The 18,828-nt window shown below is 62.3% G+C and carries 19 protein-coding genes and 5 tRNA genes; 8 read left to right on the top strand and 16 right to left on the bottom strand.

What is annotated here, in order from left to right; genetic code table 11:
- Positions 1 to 198 precede the first annotated feature (198 nt).
- Positions 199 to 423, top strand: coding sequence for a hypothetical protein (locus tag OCK01_RS01360; RefSeq protein ID WP_263822363.1), 225 nt, complete (start codon positions 199 to 201; stop codon positions 421 to 423).
- Here OCK01_RS01360 and dprA read toward each other — a convergent pair.
- From dprA to OCK01_RS01325, 7 genes are all read right to left on the bottom strand, one after another.
- A complete protein-coding gene (dprA, locus tag OCK01_RS01355; protein ID WP_263822362.1) occupies positions 381 to 1,523 on the bottom strand; it encodes a DNA-processing protein DprA in 1,143 nt (380 codons plus the stop codon). The two genes, OCK01_RS01360 and dprA, sit on opposite strands and share 43 nt — an antisense overlap.
- Positions 1,524 to 1,529: 6 nt before the next feature.
- Positions 1,530 to 2,147, bottom strand: a complete 618-nt coding sequence (plsY, locus tag OCK01_RS01350; protein WP_182826135.1) for a glycerol-3-phosphate 1-O-acyltransferase PlsY — start codon at positions 2,145 to 2,147, stop codon at positions 1,530 to 1,532.
- Between the two features lie 141 nt (positions 2,148 to 2,288).
- Complete coding sequence (locus tag OCK01_RS01345; RefSeq protein ID WP_263822361.1) at positions 2,289 to 3,575, bottom strand: dihydroorotase; 1,287 nt, start codon at positions 3,573 to 3,575, stop codon at positions 2,289 to 2,291.
- Complete coding sequence (locus OCK01_RS01340; RefSeq protein ID WP_263822360.1) at positions 3,572 to 4,513, bottom strand: aspartate carbamoyltransferase catalytic subunit; 942 nt, start codon at positions 4,511 to 4,513, stop codon at positions 3,572 to 3,574. The genes OCK01_RS01345 and OCK01_RS01340 overlap by 4 nt, the downstream gene beginning before the upstream one ends.
- Before the next feature lie 102 nt (positions 4,514 to 4,615).
- Complete coding sequence (locus OCK01_RS01335) at positions 4,616 to 5,497, bottom strand: DMT family transporter (RefSeq protein ID WP_263822359.1); 882 nt, start codon at positions 5,495 to 5,497, stop codon at positions 4,616 to 4,618.
- A 189-nt stretch (positions 5,498 to 5,686) separates the two neighbouring features.
- Positions 5,687 to 5,860 (bottom strand): DUF1328 domain-containing protein, encoded by a 174-nt coding sequence (locus OCK01_RS01330; protein WP_137153478.1) that lies wholly within the window; start codon positions 5,858 to 5,860, stop codon positions 5,687 to 5,689.
- Positions 5,861 to 5,974: 114 nt separating this feature from the next.
- Positions 5,975 to 6,051 (bottom strand) — tRNA-Arg (locus OCK01_RS01325).
- A gap of 142 nt (positions 6,052 to 6,193) precedes the next feature.
- On the opposite strand from OCK01_RS01325, the gene OCK01_RS01320 reads away from it, so the two are divergent.
- Complete coding sequence (locus OCK01_RS01320) at positions 6,194 to 7,312, top strand: hypothetical protein (RefSeq protein ID WP_263822358.1); 1,119 nt, start codon at positions 6,194 to 6,196, stop codon at positions 7,310 to 7,312.
- Between the two features lie 212 nt (positions 7,313 to 7,524).
- On the opposite strand, the gene OCK01_RS01315 is transcribed toward OCK01_RS01320, so the two are convergent.
- The 5 genes from OCK01_RS01315 to OCK01_RS01295 all read right to left on the bottom strand — a co-directional run bounded on the left by OCK01_RS01315 (position 7,525) and on the right by OCK01_RS01295 (position 9,301).
- Positions 7,525 to 7,601: transfer RNA gene (locus tag OCK01_RS01315), tRNA-Arg, on the bottom strand.
- A 44-nt stretch (positions 7,602 to 7,645) separates the two neighbouring features.
- The gene (locus OCK01_RS01310) at positions 7,646 to 7,951 is read right to left on the bottom strand and encodes an ETC complex I subunit (protein WP_263822357.1); all 306 of its coding nucleotides are present in this window, start codon (positions 7,949 to 7,951) and stop codon (positions 7,646 to 7,648) included.
- 115 nt (positions 7,952 to 8,066) lie between these two features.
- Positions 8,067 to 8,143: transfer RNA gene (locus tag OCK01_RS01305), tRNA-Pro, on the bottom strand.
- A 101-nt stretch (positions 8,144 to 8,244) separates the two neighbouring features.
- The gene (locus tag OCK01_RS01300; protein WP_263822356.1) at positions 8,245 to 8,721 is read right to left on the bottom strand and encodes a DUF192 domain-containing protein; all 477 of its coding nucleotides are present in this window, start codon (positions 8,719 to 8,721) and stop codon (positions 8,245 to 8,247) included.
- A 1-nt stretch (position 8,722) separates the two neighbouring features.
- Positions 8,723 to 9,301, bottom strand: coding sequence for a cold-shock protein (locus tag OCK01_RS01295; RefSeq protein ID WP_263822355.1), 579 nt, complete (start codon positions 9,299 to 9,301; stop codon positions 8,723 to 8,725).
- Between the two features lie 190 nt (positions 9,302 to 9,491).
- On the opposite strand from OCK01_RS01295, the gene gloA reads away from it, so the two are divergent.
- The 3 genes from gloA (at position 9,492) to OCK01_RS01280 (ending at position 12,762) form a co-directional block, all read left to right on the top strand.
- The gene (gene gloA / locus OCK01_RS01290) at positions 9,492 to 9,932 is read left to right on the top strand and encodes a lactoylglutathione lyase (protein WP_263822354.1); all 441 of its coding nucleotides are present in this window, start codon (positions 9,492 to 9,494) and stop codon (positions 9,930 to 9,932) included.
- A 241-nt stretch (positions 9,933 to 10,173) separates the two neighbouring features.
- Complete coding sequence (locus OCK01_RS01285) at positions 10,174 to 11,424, top strand: D-Ala-D-Ala carboxypeptidase family metallohydrolase (RefSeq protein ID WP_263822353.1); 1,251 nt, start codon at positions 10,174 to 10,176, stop codon at positions 11,422 to 11,424.
- Positions 11,425 to 11,553: 129 nt separating this feature from the next.
- Positions 11,554 to 12,762, top strand: a complete 1,209-nt coding sequence (locus tag OCK01_RS01280; protein ID WP_263822352.1) for a UbiH/UbiF family hydroxylase — start codon at positions 11,554 to 11,556, stop codon at positions 12,760 to 12,762.
- Here OCK01_RS01280 and OCK01_RS01275 read toward each other — a convergent pair.
- Positions 12,730 to 13,692, bottom strand: coding sequence for an AEC family transporter (locus tag OCK01_RS01275; protein ID WP_263822351.1), 963 nt, complete (start codon positions 13,690 to 13,692; stop codon positions 12,730 to 12,732). The two genes, OCK01_RS01280 and OCK01_RS01275, sit on opposite strands and share 33 nt — an antisense overlap.
- A gap of 15 nt (positions 13,693 to 13,707) precedes the next feature.
- On the bottom strand, positions 13,708 to 14,457 hold the full coding sequence (locus OCK01_RS01270; protein ID WP_182826148.1) for a cytochrome c biogenesis CcdA family protein: 750 nt from the start codon (positions 14,455 to 14,457) through the stop codon (positions 13,708 to 13,710).
- A gap of 211 nt (positions 14,458 to 14,668) precedes the next feature.
- On the opposite strand from OCK01_RS01270, the gene OCK01_RS01265 reads away from it, so the two are divergent.
- Together OCK01_RS01265 and OCK01_RS01260 are read left to right on the top strand one after the other, a co-directional pair.
- A tRNA-Lys gene (locus OCK01_RS01265) sits at positions 14,669 to 14,744 on the top strand.
- 20 nt (positions 14,745 to 14,764) lie between these two features.
- Positions 14,765 to 14,840, top strand: a tRNA-Val gene (locus OCK01_RS01260).
- A 159-nt stretch (positions 14,841 to 14,999) separates the two neighbouring features.
- Here the strand turns inward: OCK01_RS01260 and OCK01_RS01255 are convergent.
- Together OCK01_RS01255 and OCK01_RS01250 are read right to left on the bottom strand one after the other, a co-directional pair.
- A complete protein-coding gene (locus tag OCK01_RS01255; RefSeq protein WP_263822350.1) occupies positions 15,000 to 15,374 on the bottom strand; it encodes a tudor domain-containing protein in 375 nt (124 codons plus the stop codon).
- A gap of 437 nt (positions 15,375 to 15,811) precedes the next feature.
- A complete protein-coding gene (locus OCK01_RS01250; protein ID WP_263822349.1) occupies positions 15,812 to 16,258 on the bottom strand; it encodes a MerR family transcriptional regulator in 447 nt (148 codons plus the stop codon).
- Positions 16,259 to 16,416: 158 nt separating this feature from the next.
- Between OCK01_RS01250 and OCK01_RS01245 the strand changes: the two genes are divergently transcribed.
- Positions 16,417 to 18,735, top strand: coding sequence for a heavy metal translocating P-type ATPase (locus OCK01_RS01245; protein ID WP_263822348.1), 2,319 nt, complete (start codon positions 16,417 to 16,419; stop codon positions 18,733 to 18,735).
- Positions 18,736 to 18,828: the final 93 nt, after the last annotated feature.

The following is an 18,828-nucleotide window of genomic DNA, read 5'->3' as shown; positions in this document are numbered from 1 at the left end:
CCGCGCTTATAGCCTTGCTACGCCCGCCAATGCAATCCATGGGCCAGACAAACCTTTCTGAACCGAGAAGGTCGCCGATACAACGCGGTACAACCATAAAATGTTATGCAATTTGTTGCAATCTGAAATCAGTCGTCTATACTAACCTTAAGTCAGTACTGGCTCGTGAATCTATCACAGGTAGAGATTGGTTGTGCGATGGATAGACGATTGGAAGCAGGCTCCACGGCCGTGGCGACCTCCTGGGAGCGCATCTCCTATATCAAACAGATGCTGGCGGAATTATCGCAGGTGGCGCGCGCCGAACGCGCCGATCTTCTCGTCTATCTGATCGAAATGGCCTTCACCGAGGCCGGCGAAATCCTCGATGCGCGGCCGCGTCAGGTCATATCGAGCGACACCAGGCCGCCGGGGTGGCGGTAGAGCCTGCCGGCCAGATCAAGCTCCAAGAGCACGAGATAGACGGTTTGCGCCGACGCGCCAGTGTGGCGAATGACATCGTCTATCTCCACCGGGCTCGGCCCGAGCGCATCGATGATGCGCTGGCGGTCGCTGTCGGATGGCGGCGACAGATGCGCGCCGTCGCCCTCTCGCGGCGGTTCCTGCGCTTCGGGCGGCGAAAACAGGTCGCGCTCGGTGATCGGAGCCATCGCCCGTATCACATCCTCCGGTTCGGTGACGATCTGCGCGCCGTCCTTGATCAGGCCATTGGCGCCCTTGCAGCGCGGGTCGAGAGGCGATCCGGGGGCGGCGAAGACCAGCCGACCGAATTCGGCGGCGTAACGGGCTGTAATCAACGAGCCCGACCGTTCCGCCGCCTCCACCACCACCAGCCCGAGGCCGATGCCGGCAATCAGGCGGTTGCGCCGTGGAAAATCGCGGGCGCGCGGCTCCCAGCCGAACGGCATTTCGCTGACGGCCGCGCCGCCTCGCGCGACGATATCGCGCAGCAGATCGAGATTTTCGGGCGGATAGGGGCGGTCGAGCCCGCCGGCGAGAATGGCGATCGTGCCGCTGTCGAGACTGGCGCGATGGGCGGCGGCGTCGATGCCGCGGGCGAGGCCGGAGACGGTGGCGTAACTCGCGCGACCCAAATTTTTGGCGATCAGGCTCGCGAATTTGGCGCCCGCCACAGAGCAGTTGCGGGAGCCGACGACCCCGACGGCGACATTGCGCAGGATTTTGGGATCGCCTTCGACCGCGATCAGCGGCGGGGCCGCCTCGATCTGGCGAAGCGCCTGCGGATAATCCGGCTCGCCAATGCCGATGAAACGGGCGCCGCGTCGGGCCGCTTCGTTCAGTTCGGCTTCCGCTTCTTCGCGGCTCGCCACCCGGATCGGTCGGGTCGAGCCGCCGCGCGCCGACAGTTCCGGCAGCATGTCGAGTGCGGTCTCGGCGGAGCCGAAATGATTGATGAGATCGCGAAACGTGGCGGGCCCGACATTGTCGGAGCGGATCAGCCTGAGCCAGGCGACCCTTTGTCGGTCGGAGAGCGCTATTCCCTTGGCGCTCCCCTGGGACATGGAGCCTTAACCCTTCTTGCCGATCTTGCTTTCCGTGCCCGACAGCAGCCGGGAAATATTGGCGTGATGCTTGGCGTAGGCGATGACCGTCATGACGGCCGCGACAGCGGCGATCTTCGGATCTCCGGTCAGATATTGCACCACCGGCACAACCAGCATTGCAACCAGAGCGGATAGAGAAGAGTAGCGTGTGATGGCCGCCGTTGCAATCCAGACCAGCAGAAAAAGCAGACCCATCCGCCAGTTGAGGCCGAACATCACGCCGATATAGGTCGCCACGCCCTTGCCGCCCTTAAAGCCCAGCCAGACCGGGAAGATATGGCCGATAAAGGCCGCAAAACCGGCGATCACGCCCGCTTCGACACCGAGGAAGGCGTAGGCGAGGGCCGCCGGAACCGTGCCCTTGACCGCATCCAGCAGCAGCGTAGCGGCCGCCAGCTTCTTGTTGCCGGTGCGCAGCACATTGGTCGCGCCGATATTGCCCGAACCGATCGAACGGACATCGCCGAGGCCGGCGAGCCGGGTCAGGATAAGGCCGAACGGCACCGAGCCCGAGAGATAGCCGAGAATGAGGGCGATGAGCGCGGGCATGGCCGCGATGTTCCAGGTGGTGAGCGAATCCATGCGATCCCCCTCTAGTAGATGGTCTATGCGCCGGTATCTAGCGCGAAATCCCGCTGGCGCATAGGCGCGGAGCGCCGACTGCGCCGCGATCAGCTGGCAAAAACTATGATATCGAGCAAGCCCGCCGGCCCGCCGTGGTCGTTAGGCGCCGAACACCTGCCTGCCGCCCACATAGGTCGCCACCGCCCGGCCCGAGAAGCGCGCGTTTTCGAACGGCGTGTTCTTGGAGCGGGAGATCAGGTCTTCTTTGATGCAGAGCCAGGGCTCGTCGAGATCGATCAGCGTCACATCGGCCAGAGCGCCCGGCTTCAGCGTGCCGCCCGGCAGGCCGAAGATCTGGGCGGGACGAGTGGACAGCGCGTCGATCAGGCGTTTGAGCGACACTGAACCGTCGTGATGCAATCTCAGCGCCGCCGACAGCAGCGTTTCCAAGCCGATGGCGCCATCGGCGGCCTCGGCGAAGGGCAGGCGCTTGGTGTCGACGTCCTGCGGATCATGCGAGGAGACGATGATGTCGATATCGCCGCGCGCCAGGGCTTCGACCATGCCGACGCGATCGTCCTCGCTGCGCAGCGGCGGATATAGCTTGAAGAAGCTTCTATATTCCCCGATGTCGTTTTCGTTGAGCGCCAGATTATTGATCGACACGGCGCAGGTGGCGCGGGCGCCGCGTTCTCGGGCGATATTCACCGCCTCTATCGAACCGGGGACCGAGAGCTGCGCGGCGTGATAGCGGCCGCGGGTGAGGGCGGCGACGCGGAGATCGCGTTCGAGCGGGATGATCTCGGCCTCGCGCGGAATGCCTGAAAGGCCCAGCCAGCTTGCCAGCAGGCCTTCGTTCATCACGCCTTCGGAGCCGAGATATTTGTCGCGGGCTTCGAGCGCGATCACCGCGTCGAAATCCCGGGCATAAGTGAGCGCCCGGCGCAGCACCTGGGTGTTGTGCAGCGACTGGCGGCCATTGGTGAAGGCCACCGCGCCCGCCTCTTTCAGCAGACCGATTTCGGTCATCTCGTCGCCGGTCAGGCCCTTGGTCAGGGCGGCGGCCGGATAGACGCGCACGGGCGAGGCGTCGCGCGCCATCTTGCGCACAAATTCGACCAGCGCGATGTCGTCGATGACAGGATCGGTGTCCGGCATCATGATGAAGGAGGTGACGCCGCCGGCGGCAGCGGCGCGGCCGGCCGAGGCGATGGTTTCGCGGTGTTCGCCGCCGGGCTCGCCGGTGAAGACGCGCGCGTCGATGAGGCCCGGCGTCGCGACGAGGCCCTGGCAATTGCGGATTGTCGCGCCTTCGGGCGCGCCCTGATTCAACGCGTCCTTGCCGCTGGCTGCGATCACGCCGTCCCGGATGATGATGGCGCCGACTTCGTCCATGTCGCGGGAGGGGTCGATGATGCGAACCCGATCGAGAACCGTGACGCTCATGCGCGTTCTCCCAAATTCTGACTGATCAGCAGCGCTTCCATCACCGCCATGCGCACGGCGACGCCCATTTCCACCTGTTCGCCGATCACGCTTTGCGGACCGTCGGCGATCTCCGAGGCGATCTCGACGCCGCGATTCATCGGGCCCGGATGCATGACCAGCGCATCCTCCTTGGCGGCCTTCAGCTTTTCGGCGTCGAGGCCGTAATGGTGGAAATATTCGCGCACCGAGGGCACGAAGGAGCCGGCCATGCGCTCGCGCTGGAGTCTCAGCATCATCACCACATCGGCGTCTTTCAGCCCTTCCTTCATGTCGTGGAAGACTTCGCAGCCCATATCGGCGATGCCGGAGGGTAGAAGCGTCGAGGGCGCAACGACGCGCACGCGCGCGCCCATGGCGTTGAGCAGCAGGATATTGGAGCGCGCCACGCGCGAATGCAGCACGTCGCCGCAGATGGCGACGATGATGCGCGACAGCTTGCCCTTGGCGCGGCGGATGGTCAGCGCGTCGAGCAGCGCCTGGGTCGGATGTTCATGCTGGCCGTCGCCGGCGTTGACGACGGAGCAGGAGACTTTCTGCGCCAGAAGAGCGGCGGCGCCGGCGGCGGAATGGCGGATCACCAGCACGTCGGGGCGCATGGCGTTCAGCGTCATCGCGGTGTCGATCAGCGTTTCGCCCTTCTTCACCGAGGAATTGCCGACCGACATATTCATGACGTCGGCGCCGAGCCGCTTGCCCGCGAGCTCGAAACTGCTCTGGGTGCGGGTGGAGGCTTCGAAGAACAGATTGATCTGGGTGAGGCCTCTGAGCGTCGAGGTCTTCTTTTCCCGCTGCCGGGAAATCTTGACGGCCTCGTCGGCCTTGTCGAGGAGAAATCCGATATCGAGCTCGTTCAATCCCTTGATGCCGAGCAGATGGCGGTGCGGAAAAAAGACCATGCGGCGCGTCCTTCCTGAATTTTCACGGTCTATAGGGGGCGACCGCATCAGGAGCAAGGCGGGAAGGGCGGAAAAAGCGGCCCGTCCCCAGCCGGAGCGAGGTTATTTCAGCACGAGCAGGCCGGAGACGATGATGATGGCGGCGCCGGCGATGGTGTAGGCGTCGATGCCCGTGTTGAACAGGAGATAGCTGATCAGCGTGCCCCAGACGATCTGGCTATATTGGGTGGGGGCGACCAGCGAGGGTTCGCCCAGCCGGAAGGCGCGCACCAGGAACATGCTGCCGCCGACGATCGCCGCGCCGCCGGCGAAGAAGGTGGCGGCGGCTGCAAAGGTCAACGGCTTCCATTCGCCGGAATAAGCGAGATAGGCGGCGGCGCCGATCGCCAGCAGCAGCGCCGGCGCGATGGCCAGCGCCGTATCCGACTCGTCGGGATGGGCTTTCTTCACCATCAGCAGGGTGACGGAGAACAGGCAGGCCGAGCCGATGGCCGCGAGATGGCCGGCGGTGAACTCGCCAGCGCCGGGGCGCAGCGCCACGATTACGCCGATGAAGCCGAGCACCACGCCGGCCCAGGCGATCCGCGTCAGCCGCTCCTTGAAGACGAGATAGGACATCACCGCCACGAGAATCGGCGACATGAAGGCGATCACATAGGCTTCCGGCATCGGAATGGTGGCGAAGGCGTAGTAGATCAGCGCCGTTTCGATGGCGAGCAGCAAGGCGCGCAGATAGGTGAAGCCGGGCTGGCGTGGAACGACGCTCTTTACCCGCCCGCTTGCGGCGGCGATGGCGAGCAGGATCACGGCCGCTGAAATCTCCAGCATCAGCGTCACCTGCGCCAGCGCATAGGCGCCGCTCTGCAGTTTCACCGTTGCGTCGGCGAGGGTGAAGGTGCCGTAGGAGGCGAGCCCGATCAGGGCGGCTTTCAGCTTGACGGCGGAGACGGTCGGCATTGCGGGCTTGGCGGCGAGGTCGGACATGGATTCTCAGGGGGCTCGAAAGGCGGGTGTCGCGAAGGACGCGATCGGGCCCCGCGCTTTACCGCGCCGACGCCTCCTGATTCCCCTCCGCATGTACCTCACGGTACGGTCGTTTCAGCCCGGCCACAACGAGAAAAGCAGGCCCGAAGGCCTGCTTGACGATTCTCGGAAACGACCGTGTCCGCAAGGCTACAGCACGAAGCTGCCGGCCATGAAGGCGAGGACCACGAAAACCAGGAAGATGATCAGCGCCAGCACGAACAGCACCTTGGCGATGCCGGCGGTCGCCGCCGAAACGCCGGAGAAGCCGAGAAAGCCCGACACGATCGAAATCAGAAGAAAAATCAGCGCCCATTTGAGCATGTGTTGCCTCCATCATGTTTCGCAAACCGAACGTGAGAGCGGCGGATTTGTTCCGTTGCGAACGCAGATGCGGGCAGGATCCGGCTGAGATGCGAGATGGGGGCGGGCGAAAAATGGCGATCCCTGCAGGGCTCGAACCTGCGACAACCTGCTTAGAAGGCAGGTGCTCTATCCAGCTGAGCTAAGGGACCGCTTCGGGGCTGATGGAAAGCTACTCTGTTTGAGATGCAGGTGGTGGGGATCAATTCTAAAATTTTGACAGGATAGTTGCATGCAATTATAAATTGATTTAGAAGAAGTAATGTGGCTGTTTGAAATTAATCGAGCTTTTCAATGTCTCATAATAGTCCCCCCGAAAATTCGCCCAATGAAAATCCAATCGTTATAAAGTTCACAAGAAGCGAATTTAAAGAATTTGTACTTGAAACTTCACAAACTCCGAGCGAAGAACGGAGAGTGTTTTCGTTGGGTTTTGATATAACAAGGGAAGATATAAAACAATTGTATGACAAGCTCTTCTATGTCATATCAACAAATAACAATCTTTTTTCATCTGAGTTTTCTGCTACTATATACATGAAGAAGAATAAAATAAGAAAAGTTAATTCAGTAAATGATTTTTTTAATATTGAAAATTATCCATCTGAATTACTTAAGGGTATTAGCATTACGTTATCGTATTTCATCTTCTTTTTGCGAGATGATGGCCTCAATATACCTGAAAAGCAGATTGTAAATATTCGGTTTTCTGGAGGATCTATAGGCTCAATTGAGGTTTCCGTTAGGTCAACCGAGTTTAGCTGGCCTGAATCAATTTTTAGCCAAGTGGAACTGGAGATTGAAGCTTTACGTGAAAATATTTTCAGGAAGAATCCTGTTTCACGCAATGTATTTCTGAGGGGCCACGAATTATTTAGTGAATACATAAATATTGCTCCAAATCTGATATTTTTATTTTTCCTGTTTTCCGCCTCGCTGGTTTTTGGTGTCTTTGGTTCAACAGTTGGTGCATCCTCCAATAACAACAATATACAGATTTATTCTCAAGAAGAGAAGAGATTCAAAGATGTAGGTCTGGACTATATCACTAATTCTAGTGATATTGGTGTGGCTGTAAATCGAGTTAGGGATGCAGAATTTATTAAAAAAGTGATCCCCGATCAGGGTGGGGTAGGTAAATTATTTAGAGATTTAAAGCGATTTATAGTTGATATACCATTGTATTTAATTTTTGTTTTCTCTGTTTTTTGCGTGTTCGTATACTTAAATATTAGGGAAATGAAAAAATTAGCTCTAAATAAAGTGGGGCGCATCTGGCTGTCTTCGAAGCCAATACCTGACCGAGAAAGCTTGCCTCCGGCCGGTGGAGTAGTCGAGTCATTTGGAATTTCTCTCTTCGCATCGGTTGTTTTTGCATTGCTCGTTGCGTTGTTGGGGTCTCTCGCGAATTAGCGGCCAGTTTGAAGCGTTTGTTTTCACTCCGAGAGATCTCAGGGCATCGCGGTATGTGCAGATTGCTTACATACAGTCGTGCTAAAATTGATTGCTAAACATGTAGTGCTGCCAACTTACGTCGTATGCTCGGGCATGACATTTAATGTGAACATGAATTGTCTTGCACAGAGCAAAAGGACGAGTTGAATCCCGTGGTAGCAAACATGGAATGGCGATCCCTGCAGGGCTCGAACCTGCGACAACCTGCTTAGAAGGCAGGTGCTCTATCCAGCTGAGCTAAGGGACCGCTTCGGGCCCCGTAGACCGGGGCCGTGACACGAGCGCGGACGATCAGTGCGTCCAGGGCTGGGTGCGCGTATAGCGGAAATTGTCGGTGTAGGAAACGGCCTTGCGGGTGGCTTCCTTGGGCTGGATCACGCGATAGGCGATGCCATGGCGCTTGGCGTAGGCTTCGGCGAGTTCCTGGGTCTCGAAGGTCAGCTTGACCTGCTGCTTCATGTCGGCCGAGCCGGTATAGCCGAACAGGGGGTCGATGACCTTGGGCTTTTCCATCTCATGCTCCAGCACCCAGAGATGGGTCTTGGCCTTGCCGGACTGCATGGCGGTCTTGGCGGGACGGTAGATCTTGGCCGTCATAATCTCGGACACCTCATCAAGCATCAAAAGCGGTCGTCGGTCGGCTGATCGCCGCGACATCGGCACTGTGCCACAAAATCCTGAAAAGGAAAACAACGCGCCGAGCATTTCAGACTGGTCGGAGTGGAGAGATTCGAACTCCCGACCCTCTGGTCCCAAACCAGATGCGCTACCAGGCTGCGCTACACTCCGTCCGTCTGAATGCGCTCCGATTACACGCTTGGCCGGGTCGCCGCAACAGCAAAATGGCGGAATGTGTCGAGGATGTACAGAGGATGCGCCGCGCCCCTGCGTCAGGGCTGCAACGCCTTGGCGATTGTGGGGCTTTCGGCTCTGTCGCCCACGGCGATGCCGAGCTTGGCCGCCAGTCCGGCGTTGATCTCCACGACGAATCTCACCGGCGCATGCGAATCGATGATGTCCTCTGAAAGCGGCGTCGTCTCGGCGCGGATGTGCCTGATGACGCCGGACTCGTCGAGGAACAGCATGTCGAGCGGGATATAGGTGTTGCGCATCCACATATAGACGGGGCGCGTCTCGCCGAAATCGAACAGCATGCCGCGGTCCTCCGCCATGCTCTTGCGGTCCATCAGGCCGACGCGGCGGTCGTCCTCGGTGGCGGCGACTTCCACAGTGAAGGTCGCGGAGCCGCCGGTGGCTTTCGTGATGGTCAGCGTCTCGCGATTCGGCAGTTCGGCCGCGAGCGTGAGAGCCGGGGATAAAAAAAGCGCCAGGACGGCGCTTTTCAGGATGGTTCTGCGAAGGATCACGTCAATGCGCCCGGTTGATCGGGGTTGCGACGTCGGGATGAATCTCGGCGGCCATCAGGCCCTTGTCGCCGTCGCCGAAGCGCACCAGCACGGTCTGTCCCGGACGAAGCTCGGTGATGCCGTAGCGGCGCAGCGTTTCCATATGGACGAAAATATCTTCGGTGCCTTCGCCGCGGGTCAGGAAGCCGAAACCCTTGGTGCGGTTGAACCACTTGACGATGACGCGCTCGAGCCCGCTCGACGGCGTCACCTGCACATGGGTGCGCACCGGAGGCAGCTGCGAGGGATGCACGGCGGTGGAGGTGTCCATCGACAGGATCCGGAAGGCCTGGTAGCCGCGGTCGCGTCGCTGGATCAGCGCCACCACACGGGTGCCTTCGAGGATCGTCTGATACCCGTCCCGCCTGAGGCAGGTCACATGCAGGAGGACGTCGCCAGAATTGTTGTCCGGAACGATGAAGCCGAATCCCTTGGCGACGTCGAACCACTTGATCACCCCCGTGATCTCGATGAGATCGACGGGATCCGAGGCCATCTCCTCGAATAAGGAGATATTCTTGGAAGAAATCCTATCCGCCATCCTGCCTTGCCCCTCTACGCGCCACATGCTCGGTTAACTGATTCTTCATTTCAAAGATTAACATCCCGAAATGATACATATGCAAGTCCTGGGTGTTGCATTCCCGGACCTTTTCCTGCCAGAAATGCCTTGCCTCAAGCTGGCTTTCTGGCCAGAACTGGCGCCGGTTGTTCGCTTATGAGGAATTCCAATGCGTTATCTCCACACCATGGTTCGCGTCAAAGATCTCGACGCCTCGCTCGATTTCTATTGCGGCAAATTCGGCCTGAAGGAGGTCCGCCGCATGGACAATGAAGCCGGCCGCTACACGCTGGTCTTCCTGGCGGCGTCCGAGGATGTCGAGGCCGGCAAGGCCGCCTCCGCGCCGCTGCTCGAGCTCACTTATAACTGGGATACGGAAGACTATACCGGCGGCCGCAATTTCGGGCACCTCGCCTATGAAGTGGACGACATCTACGCGCTCTGTGCCTCGCTGCAGGAAAAGGGCGTGGTGATCAACCGTCCGCCGCGCGACGGCCGCATGGCCTTCGTCCGCTCGCCCGACGGCATCTCGATCGAGATTCTGCAGAAGGGCGGGGCGCTCGCGCCGTCCGAACCCTGGCTCTCCATGCCCAATACCGGCGCCTGGTAACTTTTTCTTCACCAAGCCCGCCTATCCACACAGGGCCTGCTCGCGGAGCAAATGCGCCGGAACGCTGTTCTGGCGCAAGTTTCGCGAGGCATAACGAGATCGGCGCGGCGCCCTTTGACCGGGTTCGCTGCGCGATCACGCGGATGTGACGGCAGTTTACAATGCGCGAGGAGTGCTTTAACTCTGGCGCGACAACGAGGACAGGCCTGGCGGGGATGGATAGTTGCGATTGAACCGGATCATGTCGTTCGTACCGAGGCCATCCATCCGGCTCGCCCTTCTGCTCGCATCCGTCGCCTGCATCAGTTCCTGCATGGCTTCGCCCGGCGCGGAACTCGCCTCGATCCAGACCAATGAAGCGCCCCGCGCCTCGGCCGGCCGTCAGGTCGTCGCGACGACCCCGGACGACGCCTCGAAGATCGCCAGCCAGGCCTATGCCGATATCCAGTCGATGAGCGCCCGCGACGCCTCCGTGGTGCCCGACGCCTGGAGCGCCGAGGAAAGCAACGGTGAGCCCGCGGCGCCCATGGTGGCTGCGGCGCAGAACAGTATCTTCGCCACCGGCGCCGCAAGGCCGCAGACCGGGCAGCCGGCCGGCGTCAACGCCGCCCAGAACAGCATCTATGCCGGCGCGGCCGCGCAATCGCGCGACATGGGCGCGATCCCGCTTCCGAACGCCGATCTCGCCAGCGAGGCGCAGGATCTCGCGCTCGCCGGCTTGCCGATTCCGGAAGAACTCGCCAGCGCCGATCCGGCGGCCGCGCAAAGCCAGCAGGCTCAGGCGATGCCCTCCTATCAGACGGCGCTCGCCGACACCGAGGCCGAGCCGGCGGCCAAGCCCGCGCCGCGCAGCCGGCGGGTGAAATCTCTCGCCGACTTCTTCCGCTCGTCGATCGACGACGACAAGGAGCGCAAGACGGCGTCCTTCAACCGTTCGCGCTTTGGCGAATCGCCGCGCCAGATCAGCACGGCGTCCATTCCGAATATGCGCACCGCAAGCGCGGCGGAGACGGATCTGCCCGGCGTCAACGCCATGATGCCGACCGGCCGCGCGCCCGATATGGGCGACGAGGACGACCGGCCCGCGGGCCTGATGAAGCTCGCCTCGCTTTCGGGCATGGCGCGTCTCGGTCCGAACGGATTGTGGACGCAGACCGACGAAGTGCAGGTGTCCTGTCTTCGCCCGCAGCTGGTCAGCATGCTGAAAATGGTCGAGAAGCGCTACAACAAGCCGGTGGTCGTGACCTCGGGTTTCCGCGATCCCCGGCACAACCGCGTCGCCGGCGGCGCGCGGCATTCGCTGCACACGCTTTGCGCGGCCGCCGACATTCAGGTGGAAGGCGTCTCCAAATGGGAGCTCGCCGATTTCCTGCGCTCGATCCCCGGCCGCGGCGGCATCGGCACCTACTGCCATACCCAGTCGGTGCATGTGGATATCGGCAGCCAGCGGGACTGGAACTGGCGCTGTCGGCGCAGCTCCCGCCGGAGCTGATGATCGCTCTGGAATTCGACCGCGATCGCGCATGCGCCAATTCGGCCCATGGATTTCGGGATGGCGAAGCCCTATGTCCTTGAGGAGGCGGCGCGAGCCGTGCGAGACCGCAGGATAAGGAACAGCGTGATGAGCCAATTCGACATCGCCGTCATCGGCGGCGGCCTGGCGGGATCGATCGCCGCGATCGCTTTTGCCGGGCAGGGCTTCACCGTGGCGATGATCGCGCCGCAAGGCGGCGGCGACCGGAGAACCACGGCGCTGATGGACGATTCCATCCGCTTCATCGACCGGCTCGGCCTGTGGGACGGTATCCGGCCGCATGCGGCGGCGCTCGCCACCATGCGTATCATCGACGGCACCAACAGGCTGCTTCGCGCCCCCGTCGCCTCCTTCCGCGCGAGCGAAATCGGGCTCGACGCCTTCGGCTACAATATTCCCAATGCGCCCTTCCTCGATGTCCTCGCCGAACGCATTGCGGCGATGCCTGCTATCACCCGCATGGGCTCGGTGGTCGAGGCTTTCGATTTCCAGGGCGACGTCGTGCGACTCACGCTGGCCGATGGCGAGACGATCGAGGCGCAGCTCGCCGTCGGCGCCGACGGCAAGCAGTCGCCGACGCGGCATGCCGCCGGCATCGGCGTCAAGACCACCTCCTATCCGCAGACGGCGCTGGTGGTGAACTTTTCCCATGATCTGCCGCATCAGAACATCTCCACCGAATTCCACACCGAGACCGGGCCCTTCACCGCCGTGCCGCTCGGCGATCTCAGGTCCAGCCTGGTCTGGGTCGTCAGGCCCGAACAGGCGAATGATTTGCTCGACATGACGGAAGAAGCGCTCAATCGGCGGATCGAGGAGAAGATGCAGTCGCTGCTCGGCAAGATCCGCATCGAGGGCAGGCTTCAGGCCTGGCCGCTGTCGGCCATGACCGCCGAACGGTTCGGCAGTCGCGCGGTCGTGCTGGTGGGCGAGGCGGGGCACGCTTTTCCGCCGATCGGCGCTCAGGGGCTGAATCTCTCGCTGCGCGACATCCGCGACGCCGTCGATCTCGCGGTCAAGGCGCGCGACGCCGGCCGGCCGCTTTCGATCGGCGAGGCCTATGACCGGGCGCGGCGCTTCGACGTCGTCAGCCGCACGGCGGGCGTCGATCTGCTCAACCGCTCGCTTTTGTCGAACTTCCTGCCGGTGCAGATGCTGCGGGCGGCCGGCATCCATCTTCTCGCCAGCCTGCCGCCGCTGCGGCTGTTCATGATGAACGAGGGCGTGTCGCCGGGCCGCGCCTTCAAGCGCCTGCCGGAATTGCTACGGGAAAAGGTCGGGCGGCAGCGCGCCTGACTTGAACAGATAGAGCGCGGCCGATACGCTCAGCACCGAGATCACCGTGGTGATCAGCACCGCCGCCGAGGCGCGCTCCTGCCAGATCCCGTATTGTTGGGCGATGACGAAGACATTGGTCGCGGTCGGCAATGCGGCGAGCAGCACCGCCGTCTCCACCCAGATCGCCGGGTAATCGCCAGTCGCGCTCATCGCCAGATACATCAGCGCCGGCAGCAGGGCGAGCTTCAGGGGCGCCAGCGCATAGATCTCCTGCGGCACGCGTTTCAACGGCCTGAGCGCCAGCGTCACGCCCATGGCGAACAGCGCGCATGGCGCGGCGGCGAGCGCGAGATTGTCGATCATCGTCTGCAGCATTGTCGGCGCGGAAAAGCCGGTCGCGGCGGCGGCGAAGCCGGCGGCGGTGGCGATGATGAACGGGTGCGTGACGATCTTGCGGCCGACATCTTTGGCCAGCACGAGGGCCGGGCGCTTCTCCTGCCCGTCGAAGGCCATCAGCGCCGGCGCGGCGATGAAATGCGCCATATTCTCGAAGGCGAAGATCAGCGCCAGCGGCAACGCCGCCTGTTCGCCGAAGGCGGCCAGCGCCAGGCCGGGGCCGAGATAGCCGATATTGCCATAGGCGGCGGCGAGCGCCTGCACGGTCGATTCCCCCACCGGGCTCTTGCGCAATCCGCGCGCAAACAAAAAGGCGATCAGGAACACGGTATAGGTGGCGGCGAGGCTGGTGAGGATGAAATCGAAGCGGGTGAGATCGGCGATCGGCGTCCGGCCGATGATCTTGAAGAACAGCGCCGGGAGCGCGATGTAGACGATGAAGAAATTCAGCCAGCCCAGCGCCGCCGCATCGAGTTTTCTCACCCGTCCCGAGATGTAACCGAGCAGGATGAGGCCGAAAAACGGAATGACGAGGGCGGAAATTTCGGCCATGCGGAACGCCCTGTCTCAGCCGATCCGCGACAGGATCGGGAAGGTCTGCTGGAACCAGATCGCCACGTCGCCGATATAGCCGAAAATGAAGGCGAGGCCGGTGAGCACGAGAAGCGCGCCGAGCGCTTTCTCCACCAGGCCGAGATGGCGGCGGAAGCGGGTGAGGAAGGCGAGGAACGCGCCGGAAAAACCCGCCGCCAGCCAGAAGGGCAGAGCGAGCCCCAGCGAATAGACCGACAGCAGGGCCGCCCCTTGGCCGACCGTGTCGCTCGCCGCCGCAACGCCGAGAATGGCGCCGAGAATCGGGCCGATGCAGGGCGTCCAGCCGAAGGCGAAAGCCAGGCCCATGACATAGGCGCCGGTCCAGGTGGCCGGCCGCCCGCCCGACTGGAAGCGCGCCTCGCGCGAGAAGAAGGGGATGCGCACCAGTCCGAGGAAATTCAACCCCATCAGGATGATCAACAGCCCGCCGACCTGGGCGAGAATGTCGATATGCTGGCGCAGCGCCATGCCGATGGTGCTGGCGCTCGCGCCGAGCGCGATGAAGACGGTGGAAAAGCCCAGCGTGAAGAAGACGGAGGCGATCATCACCGAGCGCCGCGGCCGACGGTCTCCGGCGGCGTCGGTCTGGTTGGCGAATTCCTCGATCGACACGCCGGCCATATAGCAGAGATAGGGCGGAACCAGCGGCAGCACGCAAGGCGACAGGAAGGACAGGGCGCCGGCGATCAGCGCGCTCAGATAGGAAATATCGGCGCCAGCCAAGGCGGCCTCCTTGCCCAGAAGATATCGGCCGACTAAATCGGTCGCGTTTATTCGCGCTGTTTAGCCGAGCCTTTCTGCGCGCGCCAGTCACCATTTGTTGACGACGGTACGCTTCTCAAAAAATCTTCGCCAAACGGGTTGACCGGCCCGGCGGCTTTACTTATGACACGCCCACTTCCAGGGGACGGCGCTTCGCCGGTTTCGCGATTGGGAGAGCGTAGCTCAGCCGGTAGAGCAACTGACTTTTAATCAGTAGGTCATGGGTTCGAATCCCATCGCTCTCACCACCTTCGCGACCACCTTGCGGGGGCGATTAGCTCAGTTGGTAGAGCGCTTCGTTTACACCGAAGATGTCGGGAGTTCGAGTCTCTCATCGCCCACCATTTCATCTTAAAGAGCAGCAATACTTCCCCACCGGTGAGACTTAAGTTGGCGTCTTGCGGAAGCTGTCCGCGGGCAACTGGCGCGGCGCGGCAATCGCTAGGGTCGGTGAGCGAAAGCCCGCGCTGATCGGCGGGCTTTCGCTTTTGGCGGTCGTCCGCTCAGCGAGAGCGGCAGCGTCCGGTTCTCGTGGTCTCCTGGTCGCCGTCGTCATAGGCGATGCCGATTTTCGCGCCGGCGAGCGAGGCGATGGTGCCGCGATACCATTTGCCCTGGCCCTGGTAGTTGCATTCGACCTTTTTGCCTATCGACCAGTTGTAGGGCTTGGTCTCGCTGACCGGAAGCGTCTCGCGGTCGCCGTCGTCGTATTGAATCGTGACCTTGGAGCCTTTCACCGAGGCGATCACGCCGGGATACCAATAACCGCCGCCCTTGTAGTTTCCAAGGATCCAATCGCCCTTGGTCTGCGCCATGGCGGCGGACGAAAACAATGCAATCATCGTTGCGGCTAAGACTGTTGCTGGAATGACTTTCACGATTTTACCCTCCCGGGACTGCGTCCCATTCGTCCGTCCTATCGACGGGTCCGACTCCAGAAAAGCTGGATGAGATCTACTTATCGGTCTCGAATGAACCGAAGATGAATGGACACCCTCAGTTGGCGCGACGCACTATAAATATGTCTCACGACGAAGGGTAAAAATCATCTCTTCCATATAGTTTTATTTACAAACGAGATGTGTTTCGGATATTTTCCGAGAAACGAAGTTTTTACGTGAATATATAAATATTCGATGGATATCGAGGCGAATAGACCCAATAATGGTGTCTTGACACTTCTGTAGTTCTGAGTTCTTCGCGTCACTACGACCAAGGCCGAGCCCCTTGATGGGCGGGACAGCCCGGGGTGACGGGGTGATCCAATGCAGGATCGACCATTGCGCCAGTCGAGATCGGGCGTCGACGACCGCTACTACAGGCGACCGGATTTGCGCGCTCCATGCTGCTCATGCACGCAGCGCCCATGGTCCGCCAGCGTTTCAATCACCCTGCATTCGGAGACGTGGCCGTGGCGGCAGCCTTCGACCATCGCTTCGAGTTCGGCCTTCAGCGCGAGCAGGCTGCGGATGCGCTGGTTGACGTCGGCGAGGCGGGCCTGGGCGATGGCGTCGGCGGCGCTGCAGGGCTGGTCGGGGCGGTCTTGCAGGTCCAGCAGGGTGCGGATGGCGTCGACCTCGAAACCGAGTTCGCGCGCGTGCCGGATGAAGGCGAGGCGTTGCAGATCGGCGTCTGCGAAGACGCGGCGATTGGAGCCGTCGCGACCGGGCGCGGGCAGGAGCCCGATCTCCTCGTAATAGCGGATGGTGGGGATTTTCACGCCGCTCTCGCGGGCGGCGTCCTTGATGGACATGGCGCGCATGGTTGTTTCCTCTAGTCTCTAGAGCATGGCGATCGGAAAGCGCAGTTTCAAGCCCCGTGATCGGGCCGCTCGGATTTAGGGCCGGTGGCAAAAAATCTCTTGCTCCTCCAGCGGCTAGAGGATGTAACCCTCGGGAATCGAAGAGAGGAGCCGACATCATGGCCAAGGAATCGGGCAAAATGCGCTATCGGGTCGATGGCATGGACTGTGCGAGTTGCGCGTCCAAGATCGACACGGCCGTCCGCAAGCTGCCGGGCGTGCGCGACGTCTCCGTCTCGGCGACGGCGGGGGCGTTGACGGTCGAGGTCGCGGGCGACGGCGCGCGCGCATCGGTGGAAAACGCTGTCCGCAAGCTCGGCTATGGCCTGAGCCCGCGCGACGGCGCCGGCCATCCACAAAGCGGTCACGGCGAGCAGGGTCACGGCCATGCCCATGGTCATGCTTGCTCCGGTCACGCCGGCCACGATCTTCATGGCTGCGATCACGCGGGGCATGACCATCATGGGCATGACCACGGGTCGAGCCAGCGCGACAGGGCCGGCGGGGAGCTCGGATTGCATGGGCATGACCACGGCCCCTCCGACGGCCCGTGGTGGAAGTCCGGCAAGGCGCGGCTGACGCTGGCCAGCGGCGTCGCGCTGATCGCCGCCTTCGTGATCGGCCATCTGCTACCGCCCATAGACGCTTATGTTTTCGCTCTGGCCATGCTGGTCGGGCTCGTTCCGATCGCCCGTCGCGCCTTTGCCGCGGCGCGGGCCGGCATTCCCTTCACCATAGAAACGCTGATGACCATCGCCGCTGTCGGGGCCGTGCTGATCGACGCCAGCGAAGAAGCGGCGGCGGTGGTGTTTCTTTTCCTGGTGGGTGAATTGCTGGAAGGAGTCGCCGCCGGCCGGGCCCGCGCCGGCATCCAGTCTCTGACGGCGCTGATCCCGAAAACGGCGCTGCTCTACGAGGACGGCAAAATGCGTGAGGCCCCGGCCGACAGGCTGGCGATCGGCGCGATCATCCTGGTGCGCCCAGGCGATCGCATTCCGGCCGATGGCGCGGTCGTCGGAGGCGAGGGCTCGGTCGATGAGGCTCCGGTGACGGGCGAGAGCGTGCCGGTGCGCAAGGCGGTGGGCGACGCCGTGTTCGCCGGCACGATCAATGGCGAGGCGGTGCTCAGGATCCGCGTCACGGCGGCCGCCGCCGACAATACGATCGCGCGGGTGGTGCGGCTGGTCGAGGAGGCTCAGGAGTCAAAAAGCCCGACCGAGCGGTTCATCGACCGTTTTTCCCGCTATTACACGCCCGGCGTTCTCGCCGTCGGCGCGCTGGTGGCGGTGGCGCCGCCGCTCGTGTCGGGCGCATCCTGGTCGGAATGGATCTACAAGGGACTGGCCGTGCTGCTGATCGGCTGCCCCTGCGCGCTGGTCATCTCGACGCCGGCGGCGATCGCCGCCTCGCTGTCGGCCGGGGCGCGGCGCGGCTTGCTGATTAAGGGCGGCGCGGTGCTCGAGGGCTTGGGCAAACTGACTGCCATTGCATTCGACAAGACTGGCACGCTGACCGAAGGCAGGCCCGTGGTGACCGATGTCGTCGCGCTCGGCCGCAGCCAAAACGAGGTTCTCGGCTTTGCGGCGGCGCTGGAGACGGTCTCCAGCCATCCGCTGGCGCTGGCGATCCTGACCGCCGCGAAACAAGCGGGCGTCGCGACGCCCTTGGCCTCGGACGCCAGGGCAATCGGCGGCAAGGGCGTGAGCGCCGTCGTTTCGGGTGAGATCGTCTTCCTCGGCTCGCCCCAGGCGGCGCGTGAACTCGCCGTGCTATCTCCCGAGCTCGAAAGCCGCGTCCGGGCGCTGAATGATGAGGGGAAAACAGTTTCGGTGCTCGTGGCCGGCTCGGACGCCATCGGCGCGCTGGCGATGCGCGACGAGCCGCGTCCCGATGCGCGCGTGGGCCTCACGGCGCTCGGCGACCTCGGCGTCAGGACGGTGATGCTGACCGGCGACAACAGCCGCACCGCGCAGGCCATCGGCGCGCAGCTCGGCATGGATGACGTCAGGGCCGAATTGCTGCCGGAAGACAAGCAGGCGATCGTCAACAGGCTGAAGGCCGAGGGGCTGGTCGTCGGCAAGGTCGGCGACGGCATCAACGACGCGCCGGCGCTGGCCGCCGCCGATATCGGCATCGCCATGGGCGGAGGAACCGACGTCGCGCTCGAAACGGCCGATGCGGCGGTGCTGCACGGTCGTGTCGGCGATATCGCCGAGATGATCCTTCTGTCCAAGCGCACCATGCGCAACATTGCACAGAACATCGCCATAGCGCTCGGCTTGAAGGCGTTCTTCCTCGTCACGACGGTGGTCGGCGTCACAGGGCTGTGGCCGGCGATCCTCGCCGACACCGGGGCGACGGTGCTGGTCACCATCAACGCCCTGCGGCTCCTGGCCCCGGGATCCGGGACAGAGGCAAGACGTAACGGCTCCACTTGAAATCAGGCGCGCCGATCCCGATTTCAAAAGACGATTCCCACGCTCGAGGAGAGACCATGAAATCGCCTTTCATCCGCTGGACCACTTACATCT

The organism is Rhizobium sp. TRM95796 (assembly GCF_025779995.1).
GTDB lineage: Bacteria > Pseudomonadota > Alphaproteobacteria > Rhizobiales > Rhizobiaceae > Rhizobium_E.
The sequence above is the reverse complement of the archived record's forward strand: the minus strand, read 5'-3'. Positions and strand labels throughout refer to the sequence as shown.